The 26,105-nt window shown below is 66.2% G+C and carries 22 protein-coding genes; 6 read left to right on the top strand and 16 right to left on the bottom strand.

What is annotated here, in order from left to right; all coding sequences use genetic code 11:
- Positions 1-46 precede the first annotated feature (46 nt).
- Positions 47-1,150, top strand: coding sequence for a glutamine-hydrolyzing carbamoyl-phosphate synthase small subunit (gene carA, locus KF886_07720; protein MBX3177230.1), 1,104 nt, complete (start codon positions 47-49; stop codon positions 1,148-1,150).
- Here carA and KF886_07715 read toward each other — a convergent pair.
- The 3 genes from KF886_07715 to KF886_07705 are packed head-to-tail and all read right to left on the bottom strand — an operon-like array spanning position 1,107 to position 3,101.
- Positions 1,107-1,679, bottom strand: a complete 573-nt coding sequence (locus KF886_07715) for a hypothetical protein (GenBank protein ID MBX3177229.1) — start codon at positions 1,677-1,679, stop codon at positions 1,107-1,109. The two genes, carA and KF886_07715, sit on opposite strands and share 44 nt — an antisense overlap.
- Positions 1,680-1,712: 33 nt before the next feature.
- Entirely contained in the window at positions 1,713-2,300 is a 588-nt protein-coding gene (locus KF886_07710; protein ID MBX3177228.1) for a B-box zinc finger protein, read from the bottom strand.
- A gap of 9 nt (positions 2,301-2,309) precedes the next feature.
- Positions 2,310-3,101, bottom strand: a complete 792-nt coding sequence (locus tag KF886_07705) for an RDD family protein (GenBank protein MBX3177227.1) — start codon at positions 3,099-3,101, stop codon at positions 2,310-2,312.
- 220 nt (positions 3,102-3,321) lie between these two features.
- On the opposite strand from KF886_07705, the gene KF886_07700 reads away from it, so the two are divergent.
- Positions 3,322-4,710 (top strand): sulfatase-like hydrolase/transferase, encoded by a 1,389-nt coding sequence (locus tag KF886_07700; GenBank protein MBX3177226.1) that lies wholly within the window; start codon positions 3,322-3,324, stop codon positions 4,708-4,710.
- A gap of 12 nt (positions 4,711-4,722) precedes the next feature.
- Here KF886_07700 and KF886_07695 read toward each other — a convergent pair whose 3' ends face one another.
- The 10 genes from KF886_07695 to KF886_07650 form a co-directional block, all read right to left on the bottom strand.
- Positions 4,723-5,622 (bottom strand): FHA domain-containing protein, encoded by a 900-nt coding sequence (locus tag KF886_07695; GenBank protein ID MBX3177225.1) that lies wholly within the window; start codon positions 5,620-5,622, stop codon positions 4,723-4,725.
- An 85-nt stretch (positions 5,623-5,707) separates the two neighbouring features.
- Positions 5,708-6,616: a hypothetical protein gene (locus KF886_07690; GenBank protein MBX3177224.1), complete on the bottom strand. Its 909-nt coding sequence runs from the start codon at positions 6,614-6,616 to the stop codon at positions 5,708-5,710.
- Positions 6,617-6,708: 92 nt separating this feature from the next.
- On the bottom strand, positions 6,709-7,173 hold the full coding sequence (locus KF886_07685) for a GNAT family N-acetyltransferase (protein ID MBX3177223.1): 465 nt from the start codon (positions 7,171-7,173) through the stop codon (positions 6,709-6,711).
- Between the two features lie 75 nt (positions 7,174-7,248).
- Positions 7,249-8,958, bottom strand: a complete 1,710-nt coding sequence (locus tag KF886_07680; protein MBX3177222.1) for a glutamine--tRNA ligase/YqeY domain fusion protein — start codon at positions 8,956-8,958, stop codon at positions 7,249-7,251.
- A 158-nt stretch (positions 8,959-9,116) separates the two neighbouring features.
- Complete coding sequence (locus tag KF886_07675; GenBank protein ID MBX3177221.1) at positions 9,117-10,139, bottom strand: methyltransferase; 1,023 nt, start codon at positions 10,137-10,139, stop codon at positions 9,117-9,119.
- A gap of 73 nt (positions 10,140-10,212) precedes the next feature.
- On the bottom strand, positions 10,213-11,592 hold the full coding sequence (locus KF886_07670) for a hypothetical protein (GenBank protein MBX3177220.1): 1,380 nt from the start codon (positions 11,590-11,592) through the stop codon (positions 10,213-10,215).
- Between the two features lie 55 nt (positions 11,593-11,647).
- Positions 11,648-13,042, bottom strand: a complete 1,395-nt coding sequence (locus KF886_07665) for an MFS transporter (protein ID MBX3177219.1) — start codon at positions 13,040-13,042, stop codon at positions 11,648-11,650.
- A 177-nt stretch (positions 13,043-13,219) separates the two neighbouring features.
- Complete coding sequence (locus KF886_07660) at positions 13,220-13,993, bottom strand: NAD(+)/NADH kinase (GenBank protein ID MBX3177218.1); 774 nt, start codon at positions 13,991-13,993, stop codon at positions 13,220-13,222.
- A gap of 139 nt (positions 13,994-14,132) precedes the next feature.
- On the bottom strand, positions 14,133-15,755 hold the full coding sequence (locus tag KF886_07655; GenBank protein ID MBX3177217.1) for an iron ABC transporter permease: 1,623 nt from the start codon (positions 15,753-15,755) through the stop codon (positions 14,133-14,135).
- 5 nt (positions 15,756-15,760) lie between these two features.
- Positions 15,761-16,123 (bottom strand): PilZ domain-containing protein, encoded by a 363-nt coding sequence (locus KF886_07650; GenBank protein MBX3177216.1) that lies wholly within the window; start codon positions 16,121-16,123, stop codon positions 15,761-15,763.
- 349 nt (positions 16,124-16,472) lie between these two features.
- On the opposite strand from KF886_07650, the gene KF886_07645 reads away from it, so the two are divergent.
- From KF886_07645 to KF886_07635, 3 genes are all read left to right on the top strand, one after another.
- Positions 16,473-17,510 carry an alcohol dehydrogenase catalytic domain-containing protein gene (locus tag KF886_07645; protein ID MBX3177215.1) on the top strand — a complete coding sequence of 346 codons (1,038 nt, stop codon included), beginning with the start codon at positions 16,473-16,475 and terminating at the stop codon, positions 17,508-17,510.
- 378 nt (positions 17,511-17,888) lie between these two features.
- Positions 17,889-18,935: an alcohol dehydrogenase catalytic domain-containing protein gene (locus KF886_07640; GenBank protein ID MBX3177214.1), complete on the top strand. Its 1,047-nt coding sequence runs from the start codon at positions 17,889-17,891 to the stop codon at positions 18,933-18,935.
- Positions 18,936-19,071: 136 nt separating this feature from the next.
- Positions 19,072-19,791, top strand: a complete 720-nt coding sequence (locus KF886_07635) for a class II aldolase/adducin family protein (protein MBX3177213.1) — start codon at positions 19,072-19,074, stop codon at positions 19,789-19,791.
- Between the two features lie 66 nt (positions 19,792-19,857).
- On the opposite strand, the gene KF886_07630 is transcribed toward KF886_07635, so the two are convergent.
- Positions 19,858-21,366, bottom strand: a complete 1,509-nt coding sequence (locus KF886_07630) for a glycosyltransferase family 39 protein (protein MBX3177212.1) — start codon at positions 21,364-21,366, stop codon at positions 19,858-19,860.
- Between the two features lie 35 nt (positions 21,367-21,401).
- Positions 21,402-22,685 carry a glucose-1-phosphate adenylyltransferase gene (locus tag KF886_07625; GenBank protein MBX3177211.1) on the bottom strand — a complete coding sequence of 428 codons (1,284 nt, stop codon included), beginning with the start codon at positions 22,683-22,685 and terminating at the stop codon, positions 21,402-21,404.
- Positions 22,686-22,908: 223 nt separating this feature from the next.
- Here KF886_07625 and KF886_07620 point away from each other — a divergent pair, with 223 nt between their 5' ends.
- Entirely contained in the window at positions 22,909-24,303 is a 1,395-nt protein-coding gene (locus tag KF886_07620; protein ID MBX3177210.1) for an MATE family efflux transporter, read from the top strand.
- Positions 24,304-24,322: 19 nt separating this feature from the next.
- Here KF886_07620 and KF886_07615 read toward each other — a convergent pair whose 3' ends face one another.
- A complete protein-coding gene (locus tag KF886_07615) occupies positions 24,323-25,783 on the bottom strand; it encodes a sulfatase (protein MBX3177209.1) in 1,461 nt (486 codons plus the stop codon).
- Positions 25,784-26,105 lie beyond the last annotated feature (322 nt).

The raw sequence follows: 26,105 nt of genomic DNA, 5'->3' as shown, positions 1-26,105 counted from the left end.
ACTACCGCGATCTTGAGGCCAGCCCCAACCCCCCCGGGAGTACGATGTGAAAGCCCTGCTCGCACTCGAAGATGGAACCGTGTTTGAAGGCCGCGCCGTGGGCGCCGCCGGGGAAGCCACCGGCGAACTGGTGTTCAACACCAGCATGACGGGGTACCAGGAAATCCTGACCGATCCCTCCTACGCCGGCCAGGTCGTCACCATGACCTACCCCCACATCGGCAACTACGGCGTCAACGCGGAGGACGTCGAGTCCCGCCGCCCCTTCGTCAGCGGTTTCGTCATGCGCGAATGCTGCTTCGAGCCGAGCAACCACCGCGCCACCCATTCGCTCCCCCAATATCTGAAGGACAACGGCGTGGTGGCGATTGACGGCGTGGACACCCGCAAAATCACCAAGCTCCTCCGCGTCAAGGGCGCGCTCCGCTGTGTCATCAGCACGCAGGATCTCGACGGCGCCTCCCTCGTCGCCAAGGCCCAGGCCGCGCCGAGCATGGCCGGCCAGGACCTGGTGAAGGACGTGACCGTCAACGAACCCTACGAGTTCCCGGCGGATGGCGAGGCGCGGTATAACGTCGTCGCCCTCGATTTCGGCATCAAGCAGAACATCCTGCGGCTCCTGGCCGAGGCGGGCTGCCACGTCACCGTGATGCCCTCGACCACAAGCGCCGACGACATCCTGGCCCGGGAACCCGATGGCGTCTTCCTCTCCAACGGCCCCGGCGACCCCGCCGCGCTCCCCTACATCTTCCCGACGATCCAGCGCCTGATTGACGCCGATATTCCCCTGTTCGGCATCTGCCTCGGCCACCAGATTCTGGCCCACGCCCTCGGCGGCTCCACCTACAAGCTGAAGTTCGGACACCGCGGCGGCAACCAGCCGGTCCAGTTCCACGAGAACGGGCAGGTTGAGATTACCGCGCAGAACCACGGCTTCGCCGTGGACCCCGGCTCCCTCGATCCGGAGCAGGTCGTGGTGACGCATACCCACCTCAACGACAACACCTGCTCCGGCATGGCGCACAAGACCAAGCCCCTCTTCAGCGTCCAGTACCACCCCGAGTCCTCCCCCGGACCCCACGACAGCCGCTACCTCTTCAAGCGCTTCACGGACCTGATGGATCGGGCGCGGGCGGCGGCGGCGAACTGACTTCCTCCGCCGCGGACGCCGCGGCGTCCGGCGCGCCCGTTTCAGGGCCGGCGGGCGGGGCCATGTCCCGCTGCGCCGCCTCAATAAACGGCGCCAGCCGGTTCAGGGCCTTTTCCGCGCTCCGGCGGCGCCCCAGGGAATAGAGCGGCGCCTCCGCGGCCGCCGTGTACAGGGTCACGCGGCACGTGGGCCCGAGCACCAGGTTCCCCAGCAGAATCCCCAGCGGCGCCGCCGCGCAAAACAAGGCGAACACATACGCGGGCGTGCTCCCCAGCGCGGCGGCGAACACGGCGCACCCCGAGAGAAAAACCAGCAGCGACCCCGCAAGCCAGTTGCAGGTCTTCCAGCTCGGTGACGGGCCCAGCACCACCGCCTGAATGTCCCGGTAGTAGTAGCGGCGCACCTCTTCCTGAAACAGCGCGATCTCCCGGCTCAGGAGGTATTCTTCCGTCAGCCAGAGTTGTTGGCGTTGCGCGGCCCAGCCGAAATACTTGACGGAACGGCCCGGCAGCCGGCTTGCAGTTTCCATATCGGCGTATCCTCGGTTCGCGGCAACGCGGCGTTACAGCAGTTCCGCGACGGCATACACAATAAACGCGGCCCAGGTGACGAAAATCAGGCCCGCCAGCAGCACCGCCAGCACCATGGCCCAGCGCCGGTGCGGCACCGGGCGCCAGGGCTCCCGCCAGTAACGCCACGCCACATAAAATGTCACCGGCGCAATGAAACCGCCCAGCCCGAAGAACGGCATCGTGATAATCGAGAGCAGCACCACCCCCAGCGCCAGGCTGTCGTAGTGGATGTAGGCGTTCCGTCCCCGCCCCGCGGCTCCCCCTTTCGCACGGCGCTGGACGCACGGCGCGCACAGGTGCTCGCCGTTCCAGTCCACATCGCACAGCCCGCACAGGAACTTCCCGCAACCGTCGCACACCACCGTCGCCTGTTTGTCCGGGTGGTTCATGCAACTCGCCTGGCTTTCGTCCAGCAGGCGCTGGCCACGGTCCCCGGCGGTTTCCCGAAACAGCGCCGGATAGACCCAAACCCGCGAGGCGGTCCGGCACACGGGGCAGCCAAGGGTCCCCGCGCCCGGAACCGGCGGAAGCGCCAGCGCGGATTCGCAGGATCCGCATCGCACGATGGTCTTGCGCATGCCGCCCCCTCAGCGCGCCCGGATCACGCGCGTGTCGCAAATGTGATCGTGGAGCGCGCGCTTCTGCGCGTCGAACGCCGCCATGATAAAGCCGATCATCAGCGTAAGCTGGCTCACGATCGTGGCGAAGTAGCGGCCCAGCGCGCGGCCGTAGCTGACCCGGCCTCCGTCGCTCATCACCACCTTCAGCCCGCAGACCATCTTGCCCGGTGTCGCCGCGAATTTGCCGACGAAATAGGTTTCGTACGTAAGGCCGATTAGTATCGAAATGATCCAGAATACCGCCACAACGCCTATCATCATCATCTCGGACGCCGGCGCGTCCCCCTGCCGCGACGCCATCCGCATGATCAGCACCTGCTGCAACACCGAAAGCGGGATGTTCACCACGGCGATGATCACCCCGTCCACGAATCGCGCCGCAAACCGGATCCAGAACCCCGCGTACGGCATCTGGCCGGGGAGGACGCCGCTCTCGCGGATCCGCTGGAAGTACACCGGCTTGCAGTCCGCGCAGATCAGGTCGTTCTCGTACGCGACCATCTCCCCCGCCGGAAAACTCCGCCCGCACTCGGCGCAGGGCCGGAGCGCGGCCTCGCCCGCCCATTCGCCAGACCACATCTCGCCCGCCGGTTGCGGGCCCGCGTCCGGCGCGGCTTCGCGCAGGGGCGCCCAGTCCACCATCCCGTCGCGCCACACCAGCGTATCCACGTCAATGACGCCCGACGCCACCAGCGCATCGAACTCGGCGTCGTCCACCGGGCCCATGCGATCATCCCCACGCGCGTAATACCACTCCAAGTTACTGCCCTCCTCGTTTGGGTTCCTGCGTCGATTGTCTCCCCGCGGAGCCGACGCCATTACAGCACACCGCCCGCGCGCGGTTCCAACGGCGCGATCCGTCCCCGCGCGCGGCGCATCCCGCCCCGCCGCCACAACATCCGGGGCCGGTTCCGAAACTGGTCCGCCGCCTCCCGCCTCGTTCATAATGTCGTGGTCGCCGCAGCCGAGGACCTCCGCCATGTTTCGCCTCCGTTACACCCCATTGTTTTTGCTCGCCGTCCTCGCCGCGCCGCCGTCGCCGGCGGAAGCGCCGCCGAACATCCTGATCCTCTTCGCCGACGATCTCGGTTACGGCGATATCGGGTGCTACGGCAGCGCGATCAAGACCCCGAACGTCGACCGGCTCGCGGCGGAGGGCATGCGCTTCACCGATTTTTACGCGGGCCACCCCAACTGCTCCGCCTCGCGCGCGGCGCTGCTGACCGGCCGGATCGCGCCGCGCACGGGCGTTTACAGCTACATCCCGCCCGATCACGGCATGCACTTGCCCCCGGACGAGATCACGCTGGCGCGCCTCCTGAAAAACGCCGGCTACGCCACCGGGCTCTTCGGCAAATGGCACCTGAGCGCCCTGGACGGCCCGAGCCAGCCCGCGCCCGCCGCCTACGGTTTCGACTACACCTTCTGCACGCGCAACAACGCCGAGCCTTCGCACCGAAACCCGGACAACTTCTACCGCAACGGTGAGCCGCTCGGCGTGCTGGAGGGCTACTCCTGCGATCTGGTCGCCGCCGAGGCCATTCGCTGGCTCGAAGGCCGCGCCCCGGACGCCCCGCCCTTCCTGGCCTATGTCGCCTTCCACGAGCCGCACCAGAAGATCGCGTCGCCGCCCGACCTCGTCGCGGAATACCGCGCGGCGGGCCACGAGCACCCGGAATACGCGGCGAATATCGCCAATCTCGACCGCGCCATCGGGCGCATTCTCGACACCCTTGACCATTTTGGGGCCGCCGCCAACACCGTCGTCGTGTTCGCGTCGGACAACGGCCCCTGGCGCGAGGGTTCCCAGGGCCCCTTGCGCGGCAAGAAATCGGACGTCTGGGAGGGCGGCATCCGCGTGCCGGGCGTGTTCCGATGGCCCGGACATATCCCCGCCGGCGCGACCTCCGGCGAACCCGCCGGCGTGGTGGATCTGCTCCCGACACTCTGCGCGATCACCGGTGTGGAACCGCCCGCGGACCGGCGGATCGATGGGACGAGCCTGCTCCCGGCCTTCCAGGGCCAGCCGCTACAGCGCCAGACGCCGCTCTTCTGGTTCTTCTACCGGACCAGCCCCCAGATTGCCCTGCGCGACGGCGACTGGGGCATCGTGGGCTTCATCGACGATCCGGTTCCCCAGCGCACGCACTGGCTCGCGGCGGAGGACATGCCCTTCATCAAGACGGCCGTCCCGGCGCGCTTCGAGCTCTACAACCTCCGCCAGGACATCGGCCAGCGCCACGATCTGGCGTCGTCGGAACCCGACCGCCTGGAAGCCATGCGGCGCGCACTCCTCGGCCTGCACCGGGAGGTTGTCGAAGAAGGCGATGACTGGACCGAGGCGATACGCGGCTACACCCGCCCCTGAGCATGCGCGCCGCTACAGGCCCCACTGCTTGCGGAGCTTGCTGAGGGAAAGCTGCGTCTGTTCGGCGCGCTCCATCGCCTTCACGAAGGGCGCCGCCGTGTGCGCCATCGCGCAGAGCAGCTCCAGATCCTCGTCGCTGAACCACTGGTCCGGCTGGCTCCGCAGCACGACAATGCCCACGCGCTTCTCCGGGGTCACCAGCGGCGCCGCGGCCAGCGCCTGTGTGACGCCCTCCGCCTCGGCCGGCCACAGCAGCCCGCTCCGCCGGAAGAAGGCCGCCTCGATAATCTTCCGGGGGGCGTCTTCCGGCGCGTCCACAATCTCGCCCGCGGCATTGAAGAAGGTCAGCGTGCCGCGCTCTTCGATATAGCGCGCGAGCCAGCAGGTTTCGGGTTCAAACGCGATGCCCAGCGTCTCGTGCAGCAGCATGGCGATCTCCTGGATAGTCTGCGTCTCGCTGAGCACGCGCGCCAGCCGGAACAGGCGGCTCAACGCATCCACCCCGCGCGGGCCGAGCGCCCGCACCTCCTCCAGACGGCTCTCGTCCACGAACATGCTCCGGTCAACCGCCAGCGACCGGCGCCCCGCGGCCTCCGCCGGCTCTTCCGGCTCCGCCGACCCGTTGGCCGCTTCCTCCAACACGAAATGCGCCGTGCCCACCGTGATCCGGTTGCCCGGCCCGATCGGCGTGTTCTTCACCGGCTGGCCGTTCACCAGCGTCAGGTTGCTGCTGCCGAGATCGCGCAGGTGCACCGCGCCGTTCTGAAGATAGATCTCGCAGTGACGGCGGGACACCGTCGGATCGTGGACCGTGATATCGCACTGGCCGCTCCGGCCGATGAATATCGAGGCGGCGCCGATGGGCCAGCACTCGCCCTCGGTCTCGCCTTTGGTCCGCCGCAACCGGTACATACGTCTTGCCTTGTCGTTTCTTTCGGGATCGGGCGCGCGCCGGGGCGCCACGATCGCCCGAGGCCGCGCGCGTAATTGTACCACGTCACGTACTGCTGCCCGTCGCGATCAGCAGCTTCCCGCGGTACGGGCGAAAGCCCACGTGAATGGTAATACGATCGTCCGGCGTCTCGATATACAGCGGCCGCACATCCAGCACATCCCCCCGAGGCGTGATCCGCATCCGCGACGTATCCAGCCGCACCTGCCCGAACACCCCCGATTCCTTTACCGCCTGCAGCGCCACCCGGAGCGCGCGCCGGCCATTCCCCTTTTCATCCCGGAAATCGTTTGCGATCAACGTCATGAACAGGTCCACGCTGTTTTCCTCGAAGGCCCGGGACATCGTCCGCAGCACCGCGTCGATCTGCTCCTCGTCGCTCATACCCTCCGTCACGGCCAGGCCCTCGCCCGCGCCCGGCGCCCAGACCCCCAGGAAATTCCGAAGGAAATAGGCCGTCCCCAGCGCCAAAAGCACCGCCGCCACAATCCCCGCCGCCCGGAGTATCCGCCGCACGGGGAACGCCACCGGCGTGTCGTGCTGGATCAGCTCCGGGGGCAACGCCGCCGGACGCCCAGCCGCCAGCGCCCGCCGCGCTTCCAGCAGCGCCGCCTCGATACGGTCCAGGGATTGCCGCACACCGCGCCACCCCTCTGCGGCGCGCCCGCTCCCGGCCAGGTCCTCCAGAGTAGGAGCCCCCGCCGTAAGCCGGTTGATGCCCGCCGTCAGGCCGTACCCGCCCTGGCGCCAGTAGGTCAGGATCGGAAAGTCGCAGGCCAGCGCGCTGCGGATCGCCAGGTACTCCGCCTCAAGCGATTCACGGCCGCCGCCGGATGACTGCGCGGCCTGGAGCAACGCCCCCAGCCGACGCCAAACCTCGCCCAGCGCCGCGCACTGCTGCTCGTACGACGCCAGTTGTTCCTCGGTCACACCCTGCCCGTGCCGCTTTGCCACACGACCACTCCTCGTCAAGTCTCACTGCACCCTAAACGATAGCGGCGGCGCGGCCCTGGATCAAGCTCCGCAACCCGCCCGCCGGGGCGCGCTCAGGGCGTCCACAGGTATCGGCGTTTCGCGGTGGCGCCCTTCAGATTGGGCGATTCGTCGGGCGGGATGGCCACCTCGTCGAGAAACCGCGCGCCCAACCGCTCGATCGTCTGGCGCGACGCCGCATTGTCGGGATCGCAGGTGAGGAGCGCCGAGGCCATGAATCGCCGGACGCAGGGGGCCAGGGCTAGGCAGGCCTGGCGCGCATAGCCATGGCCCCGGTGCGCGGGATCGACCATAAACCCCACGTGGCCCACGTAGCGCACGCGTTCGGCGTCGCCGACGCGCAGGTTGATGTGCCCCGCGTCAATGCCGACCGCTGTGAGGATGCGGAAGTGGTAATAGGGAAGAAAGCCGCGCGACACGTCGGGCGGCACGACATCCGCCAGGCGCAACGCGACATCGCCGTACGCCAGGGCGGACGGCGGGTCCGGGAGAAGCGAAAAATCCGATGAATGGGCCACGGGCAGCGCGCTCCTGATTGCCCGAAGCGTAGCATGTTCGCCGCCGGAAGTTCAGCGGCCAGCAATGCCCGCCCCTCAGCCCTTCGCCTGCTCCTTGGCCCAGGTATCCTTCAGGGTCGCCGTGCGGTTGAACACGGGCGCGCCAGGCGCATGGTCCCGGCTGTCCGCGCAGTAGTAACCCAGCCGCTCGAACTGTACGCGATCCCCCGGCGCAACCTGGGCCAGCGCGGGCTCAACCGGGCAGTCCACCCGCACTTCGAGGCTGTCCGGATTGATATTCGTGGTCCAGTGCTGGCCCTGGCGGCCCCGGTTCGGATTTTCCTTCGTGAAGAGCTGGTCGTAGTTGCGGACCTCGGCGGAAACCGCGTGCGCCGCGGACACCCAGTGCAACGTGGCTTTCACCTTGCGCCCGTCCGGGGCGTCCCCGCCGCGCGTGGCGGGATCATAGGTGCAGCGCAACTCAACGACCTCGCCGGTGGCGGGGTCGCGAACCACCTCCGTGCACGTGACGAAATACGCATAGCGCAGGCGCACTTCGCGGCCCGGGGCCAGCCGGAAGAACTTCTTCGGCGGGTCTTCCATGAAATCGTCCCGCTCGATGTACAGCACCCGCGAGAAGGGCACCTCCCGCGTCCCGGCCTCGGGATCCTCGGGGTTGTTCACCGCCTCCAACCGCTCCTCCTGGCCCTCGGGGTAGTTCTCGATGACGACCTTCATCGGGTTCACCACCGCCATATAGCGCGGCGCGGTCCGATTCAATTCCTCGCGCACAAAATGCTCCAGCCACGCATAGTCCACCGTGCTGTCCGCCTTAGCCACGCCCACCGCCTCGCAGAAATTACGGACGGCGCGCGGCGGGAAGCCCCGGCGGCGCAGCCCGCAGATCGTGGGCATGCGCGGGTCGTCCCAGCCGTTCACATAATTGCCCTGCACCAGCGTGAGCAGGTTGCGCTTGCTCATCATGGTGTAGCTCAGGTTCAGCCGCGCAAATTCGATCTGCTGGGGGTGGTGGATGCCCAGGGCGCGAATATACCAGTCGTAGAGCGGGCGGTGATCCTCGAATTCCAGCGTGCAGATCGAGTGCGTAATGCCCTCGATCGAGTCGGACTGCCCGTGGGTGAAATCGTACATCGGGTAGATCTTCCACTTGCTGCCCGTGCGGTGGTGGTCCGCCTTCAGAATACGGTACATCACCGGATCCCGCAGGTTTAAGTTCGGCGCGGCCATATCGATCTTCGCCCGCAATACCTTCGCCCCCTCGTCAAACTCACCCGCCGCCATCCGCGCAAAGAGATCCAGGTTCTCATCCACCAACCGGTCTCGGTACGGGCTGTTGCGGCCCGGTTCGGTCAGTGTCCCGCGATACTCCCGCATTTCCTCGTTGCTCAAATCGCAGACAAAGGCCTTGCCCTCTTCGATGAGCTTGATGGCCCACGCGTGAAGCTGGTCGAAATAGTCCGACGCGTAGTACTCGTGCTCGCCCCAGTCGAAGCCGAGCCACCGCACATCCTCCTTGATCGACTGCACGTACTCGTCCTCTTCCCTGGTCGGGTTCGTGTCGTCAAAGCGCAGGTGGCACACGCCGTTGTAGCGCTCCGCCAGGCCGAAATTCAGGCAGATCGACTTCGCGTGCCCGATGTGCAGGTAGCCATTGGGCTCCGGGGGAAAGCGCGTGACCACCTGGCCCCCGTTCTTGCCCTCCGCAATATCCTGCTCAATGATATTGCGGATGAAATTGGAGACTTTGCGCTCCTCGGATTTCTCGGGGCTGGCGGATGGCGTCATCGGGTCTCTTTCATGGCGTGGAAATGCGGCGGGGGCGCGCGCGTGGTTACGGATCGAGATTGGACGGGCCGGCCGCGGCGGAAAACGACCGGAATCACGCCCGGTATTATCCGGCGCCGCCCGAGATCGGGTCAAATTACCGGCAAATCGGCGCCCGCTCAGCCTCTTTCCCGGGCCAGCGCGTCCCACGTCGCAAACACGGCCCGGACATTCTCCGGGCGGGCCGCCGGCCCGAACTCGCACTGCGCGATGCAGCCCCCATCCCGCCAGAGCGCCCCGTGAACCGCTTTCACGGCGTCCGCCACCGCGCCGGCGTCGGGGCCGGGCAACAACTGCTGCCGGTCGATCTCGCCCCAGAACGTGATCCGGCCGGCGAAGGGCGTCAGCGCATCGATCCCCATGCAGAAGAGTTGGGAATTGATTGCGTCCACCCCCAGTTCGATCAAGTCGGGCAAAATCGCCAGGATATGCCCGTCGGAATGCATGAAGATCTTTTTGCCCGCACCGTGCGCGATCTGGACGTAGTCCCGGTAGAGCGGCAGAAAGATCGCGCGCCAGAGATCGGGATGAATCAGCAGGCGGTCCTGCGCGCCCCAGTCGTCCATGAAATTCAGCGCGTCCACGTCGGTGCGCGCCCAGGCCTCCAGTTGCGCGCAGTAGATTTCGTGCATCGCCCGCATCAGGGCCTCCATCGCGGGCGGCGGGGCCAGCAGATCCATGTACAGGTCCGCCGTGCCGCGCAGGAATTGCAACTGTTCAAAGGGCCGCGGGCAACACGCCCCGTGTACAAAGCGATCGGTCTCCGCGCAAAACCGGTTCGCCGCGTCCCGGTCCACCGTCAGCCACTCCCGGGGCAGGCGCACTTTTTCCGCATCCGCTGCCCAGTCGCGGATCAACGGGGCCTTCACCTCGCCGATCAGTCCCGCCTGGATGTTTTCGAAGACGCACCCCCACTCGTCGCGATACCGGCCGGGGGTGTAGGGGTCGCCGTCGGTAACGACCGGCGAACGCAGGCACGGCGGCGCGCCCTCGATGTCGTCGGGGTAGTCCGCCCGGATGGCCGCCAGTTCGCCCGGATGATAAAGCTCCGCCCACGGCAGCGTCCACAATTGCCGGGGCGCGCGCCGGGGCGATTCCCGGCGCAGTGTCTGATAGACCAGTTCCCTCGGTGTTGCGGCCATACGCGGCGGACTCCGGCGCGATGCGGCGCCGCATCAATCCTACCGCCGGCCCCATTCCCCGCGCAACAGGCCGCTACTCCCGATCCGCGGATTCCTTGTCCGGGCGGCTGCTGGCATGGAGACCGACCGTTACCCACGCGATCCGGGCCAGGGTGATCACCGGCAGCATCGGGTTGATCAATTCGTTCAGCGCCCCGTGCCACCGCTTGCCCAGGTGCGCTTCCCAGTAGTTGGCAATGGCGAAAATCAGGCCGCCCGCGCCCGCAATGATAAAGGCGATCCGGAACCCGGCCAGGTGCAGGTGCTCGATAACCTGGCCCGCCAGGATGGGCGTGAAGCCCAGCGAAAGCGCCGTGCCCAGGATCCACATGTTCGTATAGCCCACCTTGTGCGTCTCGTCCACCACGCGGATCATATGCCGGTGCGTCAGCGTCCAGTACGCCACGCCGAGCAGGTTCGTCGCCACATAGGCCGGCGGCAGCACCCAGCGCGTCCACGCGGCGTCCGGCGGCATCAGCAGATAGGCGAGCGCGCCCGCGGAATGCCCCACAATCGCCAGAAGCGCCGCGTATCCCGTGCCCATCTGCTCCGCGTAGCGGCCCCAGTAGTGGATCGTCAGGAGGACGCCCAGGTTGCCCGCGGACAGGATCAGCATGATCTTCAGATCCGTGAATCCGAGCTGGTCGCGCATGTACAGCACGATGCTGGCGTTAACCCACGTCAGGCACATATAACAGAGCCCGGTGGTCGTCACGAAGCGCATATAGGGCTTGTCCGCCCAGGCCGCGGAGTACGACGTGAAACTGTTCTGCGGGAACTCCGGGTTGTAGGTGGCGCGCCCGCCCGGAACGCGCGACAGCCACCCCGCGCTGATCAGGCCCGCCGCGATCCCGAACGCGTAGATCACCATGAAGTGCCCCACCCCCGGGCTCCGGCCCAGGATCGCCGCCTGCCCGAGCGTCACGGCAACGATACAGAGCTGCGCCAGCGCCGTCTCCGTGCTGAAAAACGTATTCTGCTCCTCGTCCGGAACCACTTCGTGTAGCCACGGGAACCAGCCGCCCACCCCCGCCGCGCGCACCAGGCAGAAGCTCAGCACCGCCGCCAGCAGCACGATCCACGCCGCCCGCGGGCCGTGTGCGCTCAGCGCCCAGGGGATGAGGAACACCAGCGACGCCGCCAGATTGCGCCCGATCCACGTCGCGATCATCAGCTTCTTCGGCCCGAAGCGCGTCACGAGCGGGATCGTCGCCATCACCAGCAGCATGGACAGCGGCATGAACGAAAGCAGGAACCCCACCCAGGAGGCCGGCATGTCGATCGTCCGGCCAAACAGCACCACCACCGGCCCGACCAGCGAAAACCACGACAGCACGTTGAACGTGCTGAACACCAGAAACCGCCGGGGCGGCTGGCTGAGCCTTCGAAAATCACTGAGAATCGGTATACCCAACGCGGGTTCTCCTTGAATACACGGGCGCCGGCCCCCGGCGGCCACTCCCCGGGCGCTACACCGCCTCCCGGTAGTCTTCATCTTCCGGGGGAACGTAGCGGTTGCTCGAATGCAGCCCCACCGTCACCCAGGCAATGCGCGCCAGGGTGCGGACCGGGAGCATGGGGTTCACCAGCTCGTCCAGCGCGTGCCGCAACGGCTTGCGTTGATGCACGACCCAGAAGTTGGCGAGGCCCGCCAGGATACCGCCGATGCCGGAAATCGCGAACGCGATCCGGAAGCCCGAGAGGTGAAAATGTTCGATTACATAGCCGGTCGCAATCGGGGTTAGCCCCATCGCGATTGCGGTGCCTACGATCCACACGTTCGTATAGCCCACCTTGTGCACCTTGTCCACCAGGCTGATCATGTACCGGTGCGAAATCGTCCAGTACGCCGCCCCCAGCAGCGTCGTGCAGATCAGCACGACGGGAAACAGCCACACCGACCACGGGGCGCCGGGCGGCAGCAGCAGGTAGCACAGCGCCGCCACGGAATGCCCCAGCATCGAAAGCAGCGCCGCGTAGCCCGTGCCGCTGTAATCGGCAAACCGGCCCCACGAGTGGATCGTCAACAGCACGCCCAGGTTCCCCGCGCCCATCGAAAGCATGATCGGCAGGTCCGCGAAGCCGAGGATATCGCGCATGTACAGCACCACGCTCGCGTTGATCCACGCGAAGCCCGAGAAGCACAGCACCGTCGTCGAAACAAACAGCAGGTAGCCCCGGTCCTGGAGCGCCGCGCGGTACGCCAGAAAGCTGCTCGTCGCCCGGCCCGCCTCGCGCGGAACCCGGTCCCCACCCGGCACCCGCGTCAGCCAGTAGGCGCTTACAAAGCCCGCCGCGATCCCGAACCCGTTGATGCAAAGGAAACGCCCCACGCTCGGATCCCGGCCCAGCACCAGCGCCTGCGCCACCGTCGCAACCACAATGCAGCCCTGCGCCACCGCCATCTCCGTGCTGAAAAACCGGCTCTGCTCACGCGCCGGAACGATGTCGTGCAACAGGGGAAACCACCCGCCGATCCCCGCCGCGCGGGCGATACAGAACCCCAGCACCGCCACCAGCAGCACGCCCCAGCCCGCCGGCGGCCCGCCCGCCTTCAGCGCCCACGGCACGAAGAAGATGAGCCCCGCCACCGCGCTCTGGAGCGCCCAGGTCACCACCAGCAGCCGCCGCGAACCCAGCCACGTCACGAGTGGTATCGTCACGATCACCAAGAGCGTCGAAAGCGGCAAAAAGGACATCAGATAGCCGATCCACGAGGCCGGCATCTCAATCTTCCGCGCGAAGAGCACGATCGCCGGCCCCACGATCGAGAACCAGGTAAACACGTTGAGTGCGCCGAATACCAGAAACTGCCGCGGCGGCTGGCTCAGCCGGCGGATATCGCTTACGAGTGGAAAACCCACGTTGGGAACTCCTGATACAGAGGGGCGTGGCGCCGGTACGGCGCGCCGGGGTGGGCCCGGACGAGCCGGGTTGCGCCGGAAGATACACCGCGGCCCCCATGGATGTCCAGTGAAAAGTAAAAAGTCATGGTCCCCGGCGCCGGAAGGCCGGTCGGACGCCCGAAACGGCCGGGCTCGCTAGAACGGCTCGTCCAGCCGCTTCACCGGGCCGCAGGTCAGGATCGTTGCGGCCTGCTGGTGCCGGCGCACGATAAGCTCGTCCCCCTCCACCAGGTGGACGTACTGATCCGCCGAATCGTAGGCCAGCACCGCCGGACCGCGCGTAATCCGGACCCGGAACTCGGTGTCGTCCGGCACAATGATATGGTCAACATGCGCATTCGTCGACTTGAAGGCGATTCCAAGCCCCGTCGTGAAGATGCCGCGGGTAATCTGGGCGAAATAGGCCGTGCTCCCGAAGGGCGTGCACACGACAAACCCGTCTCCCAGCAGTTCCAGGCCATTCTCGTAGGGGTCGCCGTTCAACCACAACTGGAAGCGCACCGCGCTGTTGATCAGCCCCATGTGCACATTGAATTCGTTCAGCGCCACCACGTCGCCCGGCAGCAGCCGCTCCTCGCCGCGCATCACCTCCGCCCGGATCTTCGTATAATTGTTCCGGACCAGTTTTCCCGCCGCCAGCCCCTGCAGGACCTCCCCCGCCGGGTGCGGAATACAACGGTGGCCCCGCCGGCTGTTGAGCACCGGTACCTTCGGGATCCCGGGAAACGCCCGCTCCGCGGCCAGCAGCGTACCGTCCCCCCCGTAACACACCACCACGTCCGGCTTCTCCTCCACCAGGTGGAGATTCGAAAAGCCGTTCAGCTTCTTCTTCAGGGTGTCCGCATGCGAGCCAAAGAGGCTCAGGCGCACCGGCTTTGCGTCCCGTGCGGCGTGCGATCGTGTGGCCATGGATTCGGTCCCAGCCCGGCCGGGCGGCGAATCGCCTGGGGACGGGTCTTGCAGGTTTCGGTCGCGACCGGGCTCCGCGCGCACAGCCCGGACCCGCGGACGCCGGCAGGTTTCTTGGAGCCCCCAGTATACCACGGATTTACAAAACGCGCGACGTAAAGCGGCGCGAGAAGAGGAAGGTCACCGCGACCATGAGCATCAACAGCACGCTGTAGGAAAACGCCGGCCCCACCGCCGCGCGCCACTCCATGTTGATCTTCACCGAAATCGGGACGTTCCCCGGCTGGTACAGCAGGATCGACGCCACAAACTCCCCCAGGCTCGTCGCAAAGACCAGCGCCGCGCCCGCCGCCACCGCCGGCGCCACCAGCGGGACCACGATGCGCCAGAAACAGTAGCGCTTCCGCGCCCCCAGCGTGCGCCCCGCCTCCACCAGCGTCGCGTCGAACGTCTCCAGCGCCGCCCCGACCATACGGGTCAGCAGCGGGATGCTCCGCACGAAGTACGCCAGCGGCAGCAGCCAGACCGTGCCGTAGATCGGAAGCCACGGGTCGTTGAACGCAACAATCAGGTTGATCGCGATCACCGTCCCCGGAAGCGCCCACGGGATCATTACAATAAAGTTCACCCAGCGCCCGCCGGGACGCCGCCGCGCGATCAGGTACGCCGCCGGCAGCGCGACCCCCAGCGTGGCCACCGTCGCGATCGCGCTCATCCACAAGCTGTTGCGGATCGGCGCCAGCGCGCTCGCGCTCGAAAACAACCGGCTGTAGTTTTCCAACGTCATGGCCGTCGGGATCAGCTCCGTGTGCCACGCCGAATAATCCGCGAAGGACAGCCACAGAATCGTCAGGTGCGGCAGCAGCAGCCCTGCGATCGCCAGCCAGGCCAGCGCCCCCGCCAGAAAGCGGCCCCGCGCCGTGGAAAGCGGGCGCGGCGCCCCCTTTGAGCCCGATCCCGACCCCGCCCGCGCCGAACGGAACAGCAGGATTCCCAGCAGCGAAATCGCCGCCAGGATGGCCGTCAGCGTGAGCGCCGCCCCCTCGTTGTACTGGTTCCGCTCCGTGTATACCGCCACGCTCAGCACCGGAAAACGCTCCGCGAAGAAATACGGCGCGCTGAACGACGCGCAGGAGGACATGAAGGTCAGCAGCGACGCCCCCGCCAGCGCGGGACGCAACAGCGGCAGCGTCACCCGGAAGAAAACCCGGGCGCGCGAGGCCCCCAGCGTCCGCGCCGCCTCAAGCTGGTATTGGTCCAGCCCCGCCAGGGCCGGCCCCGCCATCGCGTAGAAAAACACGTAAAAGGAATAGGTGTGGATCAGGAGAATCGCCCACGGGCCCGGAAGCACGAGCCCCGGCATCCCGAGCACCTGGTCCGCAAACCGCGTGACGATGCCGTCCTTCCCGATGAGGTAGTAGAAGCTCAGCACCCCCACCAGGGGCGGCAGGGTAAACGGGAGATACGCCAGCCCGCCCAGCACCCGGGACCCCGGAAACCGGTACCGCGTCAGCGCCACCGCCAGCGCCGTACCCACGATCCCCGCGCCCGCCACCGATCCAAACCCGATGACCAGCGTGTTCCGGACCGCCGTCCACGCATAGCCCCCCCGGATAACGTCCAGATCCCACTGCCGCGCCGATTCCACCGCCAGCCGAAGCGTCGGGTACAGCACCGTCGCCCCCAGCACCGCCAGGCAGAATAAAAGCGCGCTCCGGTCGAGGCGGGCGCGCGAAGAGCCAGGGGGCGTGCCGGTGCGCACGGCGGCTAGAACGCGTCTCGCGGCAGCGCGATATCCTCTTCGACGTACTGCCGGATCGCCTCATGATCCTCGGGATCAACCTTCGTGAACAGGATCGCCACCTTGAAGTGATCGTCGCCCTGATCGTCCGGTTCACAGCGCACCACAATCCCCTCCGCGTCGATGCGGTGGTCCACCGGCGCCGGCAGGTCCAGCGCGATGCGAAGCCGCGTCATCAGCGCCACCGGTTTCACCGTATGGCACAAAACCCCGTTCGCACTGATATTGTCCACATGATTCAGCACGCCCGGACCGCCCGAATCCTCCACCACCGGCATACCGCGCCGGCTGCGGGGATAGCGGCGCCGTTCATTACCCTCTGTCCGCATTTTCGCACCTCTACGTTGAACGCTTGCGACTGCCCGATTACAGGGCTTCATGGTACCGGATGACGCCCGGAATTGCAATGCGCGAACGCGTCGCGCAGCGCCCGCGCCGCCCGGGCGAACGAAAACCATAAATTACTGAAATAAAACAGTTTACGCTATGGTTCCGCGTGATTGCCCCTTGAATCGCGCACCAATAAGGCGTAAAATCGCGAGACGTTGGGCCGCCAGACCCCTGCGGCGGCGGCCTGCCGTGGTTCGTCGCGCCTTACACGCGGCGTCCCACGCGCGTCGCTACCGCCCCTGAAGTCCCTGCGTCCCCCGCACCCCACAACCCAAGGAGTCCATCCCCATGCGAGCCATGGTCCTTACCGGCATCCGCGCCATGGAAATGCGCGAGGTTCCCGATCCCCGGATCGAGGCGCCCAATGATGTCCTCATCCGCATCGCCCGCGTCGGCGTCTGCGGGTCCGACGTCCACTACTACACGACGGGCCGCATCGGCGCGCAGGTCGTGCGGTATCCCTTCGCCGTGGGCCACGAATGCGCCGGTGTCGTGGAGGCGGTGGGCCCGGCGGTGACGCACGTGCGCGTGGGGGATCGCGTGGCCATCGAGCCGGCAATGCCCTGCTTCGAGTGCGACCAGTGTAAGGCCGGCCGCGCCCACACCTGCCGCAAGCTCCGCTTTCTCGGGTGCCCCGGCCAGGCCGAAGGCAGCCTCTCGGAATACATCGTCATGCCGGAGCACTGCTGCTTCAAGCTCCAGGACGAGACCACACTCGAAGAGGGCGTGCTCAGCGAGCCGCTCGCCATCGGCGTCTACGCCTGCCAGCTCGCCGGCGATCTCCAGGGCAAGCGCATCGGCATCCTCGGCAGCGGCCCGATCGGCCTGAGCGTCCTCATGCCTGCGCGCGCCCAGGGCGTCGGGAAGGTCTACATGACCGACAAGATCGACGCGCGCCTGGAACTGGCGAAGCAGACTGGCGCGGACTGGACCGGGAACGTGGACCAGATCGACGCGGTCAAGGCCATCGAAGAGGCTGAGCCGCTCCTGCTCGATTACGTGTTCGAATGCTGCGGCCAGCAGGACGCCGTGGACCAGGCCGTCCGCATGCTGCGGCCCGGCGGCAAGCTCGTGATGATCGGGATCCCCGAGGTCGACCGCATCTCCTTCCAGATCGACCTCATGCGCCGCAAGGAAATTTGCTTCCAGAACGTCCGCCGCCAAAACGAGTGCACCGGCAGGACCATCGACCTCATCGAAGACCGCACCCTCCCCGCGGCCACGATGGTCACGCACCACTTCCCCTTCGAGCGGACCAAAGAAGCCTTCGACCTCGTCGCCGCCTACCAGGACGGCGTCATGAAGGCCATGATCACCTTCGATTAAGTAGGATAGGCGTCCCGCCTGTCCAGGTCCCGAAGGGACCACCCAAAGTAGGATAGGCGTCCCGCCTGTCCAGGTCCCGAAGGGACCACCCAAAGTAGGATAGGCGTCCCGCCTGTCCAGGTCCCGAAGGGACCGCCCAATGTAGGATAGGCGTCCCGCCTGTCCAGGTCCCGAAGGGACCAGCCAGTGTAGGATAGGCGTCCCGCCTGTCCAGGTCCCGAAGGGACCAGCCAGTGTAGGATAGGCGTCCCGCCTGTCCAGGTCCCGAAGGGACCAGCCAGTGTAGGATAGGCGTCCCGCCTGTCCAGGGACAGCCGGGACGGCTATCCTACTTTGAAGACAAACGAATCGCCTGCCCCACATTAGAAAGCCCCAGTCATGAAAGCAGCCGTCATCACTGCCCCCGGCGTGATCGAAATACAGGACGTGCCCCGGCCCAGTCCCGGCCGTGGCGAGGTCCTCCTCAAGGTCGGCGCCAGCGCCCTCTGCGGCACCGACCAGCGCGTGCTCCGCGGCGAAAAGCCCGTCTCTGTCAAGATCATCGGCCACGAAATCGCCGGCGTCGTCCAGGAAGTCGGCCCGGGCGTCACCGGCATCGCGCCGGGCGAGCGCTACGCCGTGCAGACCGTCATCGGCTGCGGCGAGTGCCCGCCCTGCCACCGCCACCACCAGATCCGCTGCCTCAAGGGCTTCAAGGCCATTGGCTACGCCTGGGACGGCGGCTTCGCCGAATACATGATCATGCCGCGCGAAGGCGTCGAGCAGGGTTGCCTCATCCCCATCCCGGACGACATGTCCGACGAAGTGGCCACGCTGCTCGAACCGCTCAGCTGCTGCATCAACGGCCTGCGCTTCTTCCCCTTCGAGGAAATGAAACACGTCGTCATCCTCAGCGGCGGCATCATCGGCGTGCTCAACGGCCTCGTCGCAAGGGCCTGGGGCGCCGAAACCATCACTATCATGAACCGCTCCCAGGGCCGCCTCGATCTCATCCGGGAACTCGGCCTGCACTTCGACCACCTCGTCAACACGAGCACAACGGACCCCGTCGCCTGGGTGAAGGAACACACGGACGGCCTGGGCGTCGATGGCGTCGTGGCGGCGGCTTCCGCGAAGGAACTCATCCCCCTCGGCATGAACCTCCTCGCCCTGGGCGGCCACCTCTCCCTCTTCGCGGGCGTTGCGAAGGACGATCCCTTCGAGCCCATCGACCTTAACCAGATCCACTACCGCGAGCTGCACCTCCACGGCGCGAACAGCTCCGTCCGCCGCGACTACGAAGAGGCCATCCGCCTTATCGAGACCGGCCTGATCGACCCCATGCCCCTGATCACGCACCGATTCGCCCTGGATCAGTTCAACGAAGCCTTCAAGACCCAGGCCGATCCGGCCATCCAGTCACTCAAAGTGGTGCTGCAACATTAGATCGCCGAAAAGAGTAGGATAGGCGTCCCGCCTGTCCCGTTGCGCCACAAGGCGCAATCAGCCGGCGCTCCCAATACAAACGTCCCTTAAGTCCTTTACGTCCTTTAGGTCCTTAGTCCTTCACAGGAAACACCCCATGAGCTACTTCCAGAAATACGCCGCGCAAATCGAAACCTTCGTCAAGGTCTGCCACCAGCTCGCCGCCAACAAATACGTCACCGGCTACGGCGGGAACGCGGCCTGGAAAATGGAGGACAACGTCCTCCTCATCACGCCCACCCAGATGAACAAGGGCGACATCCAGCACGATGACGTCGTGTTCATCAACCTCCAGGGCGAAAAGCTCGAAGGCAAAAACCGCCCCACCGGCGAAACGCCCATGTACCTCAATTTCTTCAACGAGCGCCCCGACATCCAGTCCGTCATCCACTGCCACCCGCCCTACACCAACGCCTTCACCATCACGAAGGGCGAAAACCACCTCATGCGCCCGCTCTTCCCCGAGACCATCACCGAAGTCGGCCCCGTGCCCGTCGTACCCTTCGCCCAGCCCCTCACCCAGGAACTCGCCGACAACTTCCTGCCCTTCCTGCAGAAATACAACGCCTTCCTGATGGAAAACCATGGCCTCGTCATTCTCAGCCGCCTCGACATCAACTGGACCATGATGAACACCGAGCTGCTCGAAATGACCTCGCTCCACATCCACAGCGCCATCGTCCACGGCGAGATTAAAGAGGTAAGCCGCGAAGAAGTGCGCAAGATGGACGCCATCATGACCGGCCGCAACCTCCCCTTCATGGGCGCCCCCGGCGTCAACAAATCCCTCGAAGACATCTTCTACCCCGAAGGATAACCACGCAAGCGCGCCGCGGGCGGGTCGGGCATCCCACCACAAGCACGCATCTCGCCATTCACCCCGTCAGCGAACGGCATAACAAGAAAGGCGCACGCCGTCGAACGCCACTTCCGCTTCTCGCGTATAGTGCGCGTCGAGCCAGGCGGCGATCCGTTCCGTGTCGGGCCGCCAGGCGAAGGTTGTGCCCTCCGTGACCAGGAACCAGATCCGGGACGCGCCCGCGACCGCCGCCTCCTTTGGCTGCGGCATGAGGCCGTGGGCGCGCAGGATCGGCTCGTGCCCCATCGTCCGGATGAAGAGATCCTGGTCATCCAGGGACCAGCCGATACGCACCTGATCGCGCGGTAAGTAGTGCTGCATGGAATAGGCGGGGAAGTGGCTCGCGTAGAGGAGGCGATCACCGGGCCGCCAGGCGTCTTCGAGGTGGCGGGCGGCCGCGCGGAAATCGACCTTGTCCCACATCGCGAGGCGGTGCATGGGAATCGGGTGGAGGCGCCCGGCGTAGAGATCGGCCAGGACGGGGACGGTGAGGCCGGCCAGGACGGCGATCGCCACGAGGCCCGCGCGGCCCAGGGTGGCGGCGCCCCACGCGACGCCCAGAATGGCGGCGGCGGCGGAGAAGAGGAAGAGCCGGTGCTCGTAGAAGGAGAAACTGGCCTGGCCCCAGATCAGGGCGCAACCTAATGGCGGGACCCACGTCATCAGCGCGACAAACGCCGCGGCGATGGGGGATTCGCGGGCGCGGCGGAAGCCGGCGGCCCACAGGCCGAGCGCGATCAGGAAAAGCGGCCAGTAGGCCCATACGGCGGGGCTGAACCCGGCGAAGAAGGTCTTGAACGTGATGAACGGCGTCTTCCAGTCGGGGCTGGGATACCAGGGGATCTCGATCAACTGGGTTTCGGCGTGCATCACAAAGGCGCGGTGGATCGCGGGCGCGATGAGGACCATCAGGAGGGCGTTCCAGCCGGTCCAGCGCCAGAAGTGATGTGGATAGCGCCAGATCACCGCCACAAAGACGAGGTTCAGGGTGAAGATCAGCCACATCGCGAAAAAATGGCTGTACATGAGGAGGGCAAGGGCGCCGATCATGCCCGCCCACTGCCAAGGGCGGTTTTCTTCCAGCGCGCGGATCATGAATCCGGTGGCGAAGATGGCCAGCAGCACATAGAGGCTGTAGACGCGCAATTCCCGGGCATAGTAGATGGGCAGCGGCGAAATGGCGAAGAGCGCCAGCGCGAACAGGGCGGCGGTCTCGTCGCGCAGGAGCCGCCGCGCGAGCAAGTAGAATGCGGGCATCGCGGCCATGCCAATCAGGCACGGCAGGAGGCGCAGGAGGAAGTCATTCCACGGGCTGGTTGCGGGAAACCCGGCAAGCGCGACCGCCTCCATCCACGCGCGGACGAGGAGCGGATGCACGGGCGGCTCCGCGGCCACGTCCGGGTCCAGCAGCGTGGCCGGGGCGACGCTGTGTCGCGCCTGGTAGAGGCTCGCGGCTTCGTCGTACCAGAGGCTGTCGCCGCCGAGATCGTAGAGGCGCAGGGCGGCGCCCAGCAGAAACAGGGCCGCGATCAAGGGCCGCCGCCACGCGCAATCCCGGGCCGGCGGCGTCACGCGGCGCCGATGACCGCCCCGTCGGGTATCACGGCGTTCTTATAGACGACCACGATGCCGTCGCGGATGGCGTAGCCGTCGCCGTCGTAGTCCTTGAGGCGCTTGGAACCGCGGATAGTGACGCCCTTCCCGATGCGGGCGTTGTGATCGATGATCGCGTGGCTGATATTGGACTTTTCGCCGATTCCGAGATGGGGGCGTCCGTTGTCTTCGTGATGGTCCTCGAAATACTCCGCGCCCAGAACGATGCAATGGTCCAGGGTCGCGCCGGGGTGGATAATCCCGCGGATTCCGACGATGGAGTTGGAGATCTTCGCCCGGGTCACGCGGCTGCCCTCGCAGATAATGGCGTTCTTGATGTGGGCGTCGGCAATGCGGACGCCGGGCAGGGCGCGGGCGTGGGTGTAGATCTGGTTGTGCTGGTCGTTGAGCTTGAAGGGCGCGTTCTCGGTGGTCATGGCCATGCTCACGTCGAAATAGGAGCGGACCGTACCGATATCTTCCCAGAAACCCGAGAACATGTGGGCGTAGACCTGAAGGGATCCCAGGGAATTGGGGATCAGTTCCTTGCCGAAGTCGACCCATTCGACGTGATCCATGAGGAGGCGTTCAAGCACGTCCTTGTTGAACACGTAGACGCCCATGGACGCCAGGTAGGGCCGTCCGCTGCCGTTCAGGCCGAAGTCCTCGAACACCTTCTCATGCGTCACGAAGGAATCGAGCACCGCGTCGTCCGTCGGCTTCTCGACAAACTCCCGGATGCGCCCGCTCTTCAGCACCTTCATGATCCCGAAGCCCTGGGCGTCCTCCCGGCTGACCGGCAGCGCGGAGACGGTGATATCGGCGCCCTTGCTCAGGTGGGTGTGCAGCAATTCACGGTAATCCATGCGGTAGAGCTGGTCGCCCGAGAGGATCACGTAGTAGTCCACCGACTGATCGAGGATGTGCACGAATTGCTTGCGGACGGCGTCGGCGGTGCCCTGGAACCATTCATTGCCGCTGGCGAGATCGGTTTGCTCGGCGGCGAGCACTTCCACCATGCCGCTGCTGAACATGTCGAAGCGGTAGGTGTTGTTGATATGGCGGTTGAGCGAGTGGCTGTTGTACTGCGTGAGGACCGAGACCCGGTTGATCTGGGAGTTGATGCAGTTGCTGAGCGGGACATCAACCAGGCGGTAGCGCCCGCACAGCGGCACGGCGGGTTTCGCGCGCACCTTGGTCAGGGGGTAAAGCCGGGTGCCCCGGCCGCCTCCCAATACAATCGCTCCCACATTCCGCATGATATCCGCGTCGGTCAGCGGTCCGGCTATCGTCCCCATCCTGCGTCGCTCCTGTATTTGGCCAAAGGCGGGTTTCGGCCGGCTCTTCCCCCAATACACGCCGCCATTGTATGCCCGCGGGCCGCGCGGGTCAAAATCGGCCCCGCACTCACGCTTCGGAACCGCCGTGTGCTATGCTTCCCGCACCTGCACAACTCCCCTTCCATAAGGTATCCATCAACACGTGACAACGCCACATCGCCAGAAGGATGAACCACGCTGGGCGGGCGTGCGCGAAATCACGGTCATGTCCGGCCCGATCATCCTGGGGTCCCTCTCTTTCGCGGTCATGGAGTTTATCGACCGCGTCATGGTGAACAAGCTCGGCACGGAGGCCCTGGCTGCCGTCGGTTCGGCCAGCATCTGGTCGTATACCGTGAGCACGCTCTTGCTCGGTATCGTGGGGTGCGTGGGGGTATTCGTGGCGCAGTGCCTGGGCCGGGGAGAGCCGCGGCGCTGCGGCCGCTACGCCTGGCAGGGGCTGTACCTGTCCCTCATTGCCGGCCTCATCGCGGTATGCTTCTATCCCGTGGCCCCCCTGCTTTTCGGGCTGATGGGGCACGAACCCGCCGTGACGGCCCTGGAACTGGAGTATTTTCAGGTCCGTCTCTTCAGCTACCTGCCACTCGCCTTCGTAACCACGCTGGCCGCCTTCTTCCAGGCCTCCGGCCACGCCGTCGTCCCAATGTTTGTGGCGATTATCGGTACGCTGGTGAACATTGTCCTCAACTACATGTTCATTTTCGGAAACTGGGGCGCGCCGGCGCTGGGTATCGCGGGCGCGGCGTGGGCCACCAACGCCTCGATGTATCTCCAGTTCTTCCTGCTTTTCGCCGTATTTCTAAGCCCCGTCTACCACCGGCACTTCGGGACCCGCGGCGATATCCGGTTCAACCGGCCAATGGCGACCGAGCTGCTGCGCGTGGGCGGGCCGGCCGGCGGCATGATGTTCCTGGATGTGGCGAACTGGAGCATTTTCATCAGCTTTGTGGTCGGCCGGCTTGGCGCGGCCCCGCTCGCGGCGAACAACGTGGCCCTGAGCTTCATGCAGCTCTGCTTTATCCCGGCCTTCGCGCTGAACCAGGGCGTTTCCGCGATTGTCGGTCAGTGGATCGGGCGGGGCGATTTCGAACGCGCGAAGCACCGCACGTTCACGGCGCTCCGCATGGCCATGGTATACATGGTGACGCTGGGGATATTCTTCGCGATCTTCGGCGCGGAACTGATCCAGTTCGTGTTCGCCCCGGAGGAGGAGCTGGTCACGCGGCTCGGCCACCAGCTGCTCATCGTGGCCGCGGTCTTCCAGATTTTTGACGCGATCTGCATTGTCATGGGCGGGGCCCTCCGCGGCGCGGGCGACACCCGCTGGATGCTGATGGTTACCTTCGTCAGCGCGTACCTGGTGTTCATTCCGTCCGCCGTGGTGCTGGCGTTTCCGCTGGGCGGCGGCGCGCTCGGGGCCTGGATTGGCGCCGCCATCTACATCGCCGTGCTGAGCCTCTTCATGTGGTTGCGATTCCGCGGCGAGCGCTGGCGCGGCATTAACATCTTCTCGGAGACGCGGCGGGACGCGGACTGAGGGGCGCCCCGGCGTTACCTCAGGGCGCGGGGCGGGCCGCCGGCAGCCGCTGCGCCACCGGGCTTTCCACGTGTCCCGGGGGCCGTTGTCCGGCGCCCGGGCGTCCGGTATCGCCCAGATCCGCGCGGGCGGTTTCCGCCAGGGCGGTCAGCCGCGCCACGATATCGGGGTAGTCCTCCGCAACGTTGTGCTCCGACGCGATGTCCTCCACGACGTTAAAGAGCAGCGGGGCGGTCGCCTGGCCCGGCGGGAAGTGCGGGTGGCGCGCGTTTGCGTCCAAGGGCGGGAAAAGCTTCCAGGGGCCCGACCGCACAGCCTGCAACTGCTCCTCCTGGTAGTAGAAGAACGCGTCGTAGGGGGATTGCGCGCCCGGCGTTCCGTGGAGCAGGGGCGCGATGTTGTGGCCGTCGATCCGGCGTCCCGCGGGCGGCTTGGCCCCGGCGAGCGCGGCAAAGGTGGGCAGCAGGTCCATGGTGGTCGCCAGTTCCGCGCAGGTGGTTCCCGCTGGCACGGCGCCGGGCCGCCAGGCGATCGTGGGAACGCGAAAAGCGCCTTCGCCGGTGGTGTATCCCGCGCCATGGAGCGGGCGATTCGATCCCCGGCTGAGGTCGGCCCGATCCGCGTGAATGGGCGCGCCGTTGTCCGAGGTCCAGATGACCAGCGTGTTTTCCGCAATGCCCAGCGCTTCGAGTCGGTCGAGGATCTGGCCCAGAGACCAGTCGAGTTCCTCAACCGCGTCGCCCCAGGGCCCATTCCTGCTCTTGCCCCGGAATTCCTCGCTCGCGAAGGGCTTAGACGTGCTGCCCGGCATGGCCTGCGGCATATAGAGAAAGAAGGGTTCGTCCCGGTGCGCCGCGATCCATTCGAGTGCGCGCTCCGTGTAGCGCTTTGTGAGGCCGTTGCGGTCGCAGGGGGCCTCGATCACGGTCTCGTTCTCCATCAGCGGGAGCGGCGGCCACTGCGATCCGTCCTTCTCCCAGACGCGCTCGGTCATGTCGTCGGAATAGGGCACGCCGAAGAAGGTGTCGAAGCCTTGGCGCGTGGGCAGGAAATCCGGCTGATCGCCGAGGTGCCACTTGCCGATGATGGCGGTGGCGTAGTCGCGATCCTTGAGGACTTCGGCGATGGTTATTTCGTCGGGGTTCAGGCCATAGGGCGATACCGGGCGCAGGACGAGGCCGTCGCGCGGGTTCGTGTGCATGCCGACGCGCTGCGCGTAGCACCCGGTGATCAGGCTGGCGCGCGACGGCGTGCAGACGCCCGCCGTGACGTTGAAATGCGTGAAAATGCGGCCTTCCTCCGCCATGCGGTTGAGATGGGGCGTGCGGTGCAGCGTGGAGCCGAAGGGCTCGATATCGCCGTAGCCCAGGTTGTCGCAGAAGACCACGATGAAATTCGGCGGACGGTCGGCGGCGGCGGGAATGCCAGGCAGGGTCAGGGCGAGCACGGTGCAAAGAATGAGCGCGACTGGGCGTGTCATGGGAAGTCTCCAGGGGCTGCTGCGGCTACCGGGGTACGATACCGGACGGTGGCGCGGCATCGCCAATGCGCGGAAAAAGGCAACCGGTTTGCCCGCGGCGGCCCGCAACCTGTCATAATGGCCCGGCAGCAAGAAAAAGGAGGCTCATCCGGTTTGAATGTACATCGGCAACGATGACGGCAAATGTGAGTAGATTGCTCGGTTGTCATTTCCGGGCGGCGATGCTATGAGCGGATAGAAGATTCTCTGGAGCTTGTCTGTAGCGCAGACGGTATACTCGGCAGCAGAACTGGATGCCAACGCATTCTTTCGGCCCGAAGGG

It is taken from the genome of Candidatus Hydrogenedentota bacterium, from assembly GCA_019637335.1.
Lineage (GTDB): Bacteria > Hydrogenedentota > Hydrogenedentia > Hydrogenedentales > JAEUWI01 > JAEUWI01.
This window is presented reverse-complemented; position numbering and strand designations above follow the sequence as displayed.

Excerpts from the sequence above, each read along its gene's own strand:
- KF886_07715 (MBX3177229.1), bottom strand. The coding sequence starts at position 1,679 with ATGGAAACTGCAAGCCGGCTGCCGGGCCGTTCCGTCAAGTATTTCGGC.
- KF886_07710 (MBX3177228.1), bottom strand. The coding sequence starts at position 2,300 with ATGCGCAAGACCATCGTGCGATGCGGATCCTGCGAATCCGCGCTGGCG.
- KF886_07700 (MBX3177226.1), top strand. The coding sequence starts at position 3,322 with ATGTTTCGCCTCCGTTACACCCCATTGTTTTTGCTCGCCGTCCTCGCC.
- KF886_07695 (MBX3177225.1), bottom strand. The coding sequence starts at position 5,622 with ATGTACCGGTTGCGGCGGACCAAAGGCGAGACCGAGGGCGAGTGCTGG.
- KF886_07680 (MBX3177222.1), bottom strand. The coding sequence starts at position 8,958 with ATGACGCCATCCGCCAGCCCCGAGAAATCCGAGGAGCGCAAAGTCTCC.
- KF886_07675 (MBX3177221.1), bottom strand. The coding sequence starts at position 10,139 with ATGGCCGCAACACCGAGGGAACTGGTCTATCAGACACTGCGCCGGGAA.
- KF886_07660 (MBX3177218.1), bottom strand. The coding sequence starts at position 13,993 with ATGGCCACACGATCGCACGCCGCACGGGACGCAAAGCCGGTGCGCCTG.
- KF886_07650 (MBX3177216.1), bottom strand. The coding sequence starts at position 16,123 with ATGCGGACAGAGGGTAATGAACGGCGCCGCTATCCCCGCAGCCGGCGC.
- KF886_07645 (MBX3177215.1), top strand. The coding sequence starts at position 16,473 with ATGCGAGCCATGGTCCTTACCGGCATCCGCGCCATGGAAATGCGCGAG.
- KF886_07640 (MBX3177214.1), top strand. The coding sequence starts at position 17,889 with ATGAAAGCAGCCGTCATCACTGCCCCCGGCGTGATCGAAATACAGGAC.
- KF886_07635 (MBX3177213.1), top strand. The coding sequence starts at position 19,072 with ATGAGCTACTTCCAGAAATACGCCGCGCAAATCGAAACCTTCGTCAAG.
- KF886_07625 (MBX3177211.1), bottom strand. The coding sequence starts at position 22,685 with ATGCGGAATGTGGGAGCGATTGTATTGGGAGGCGGCCGGGGCACCCGG.
- KF886_07615 (MBX3177209.1), bottom strand. The coding sequence starts at position 25,783 with ATGACACGCCCAGTCGCGCTCATTCTTTGCACCGTGCTCGCCCTGACC.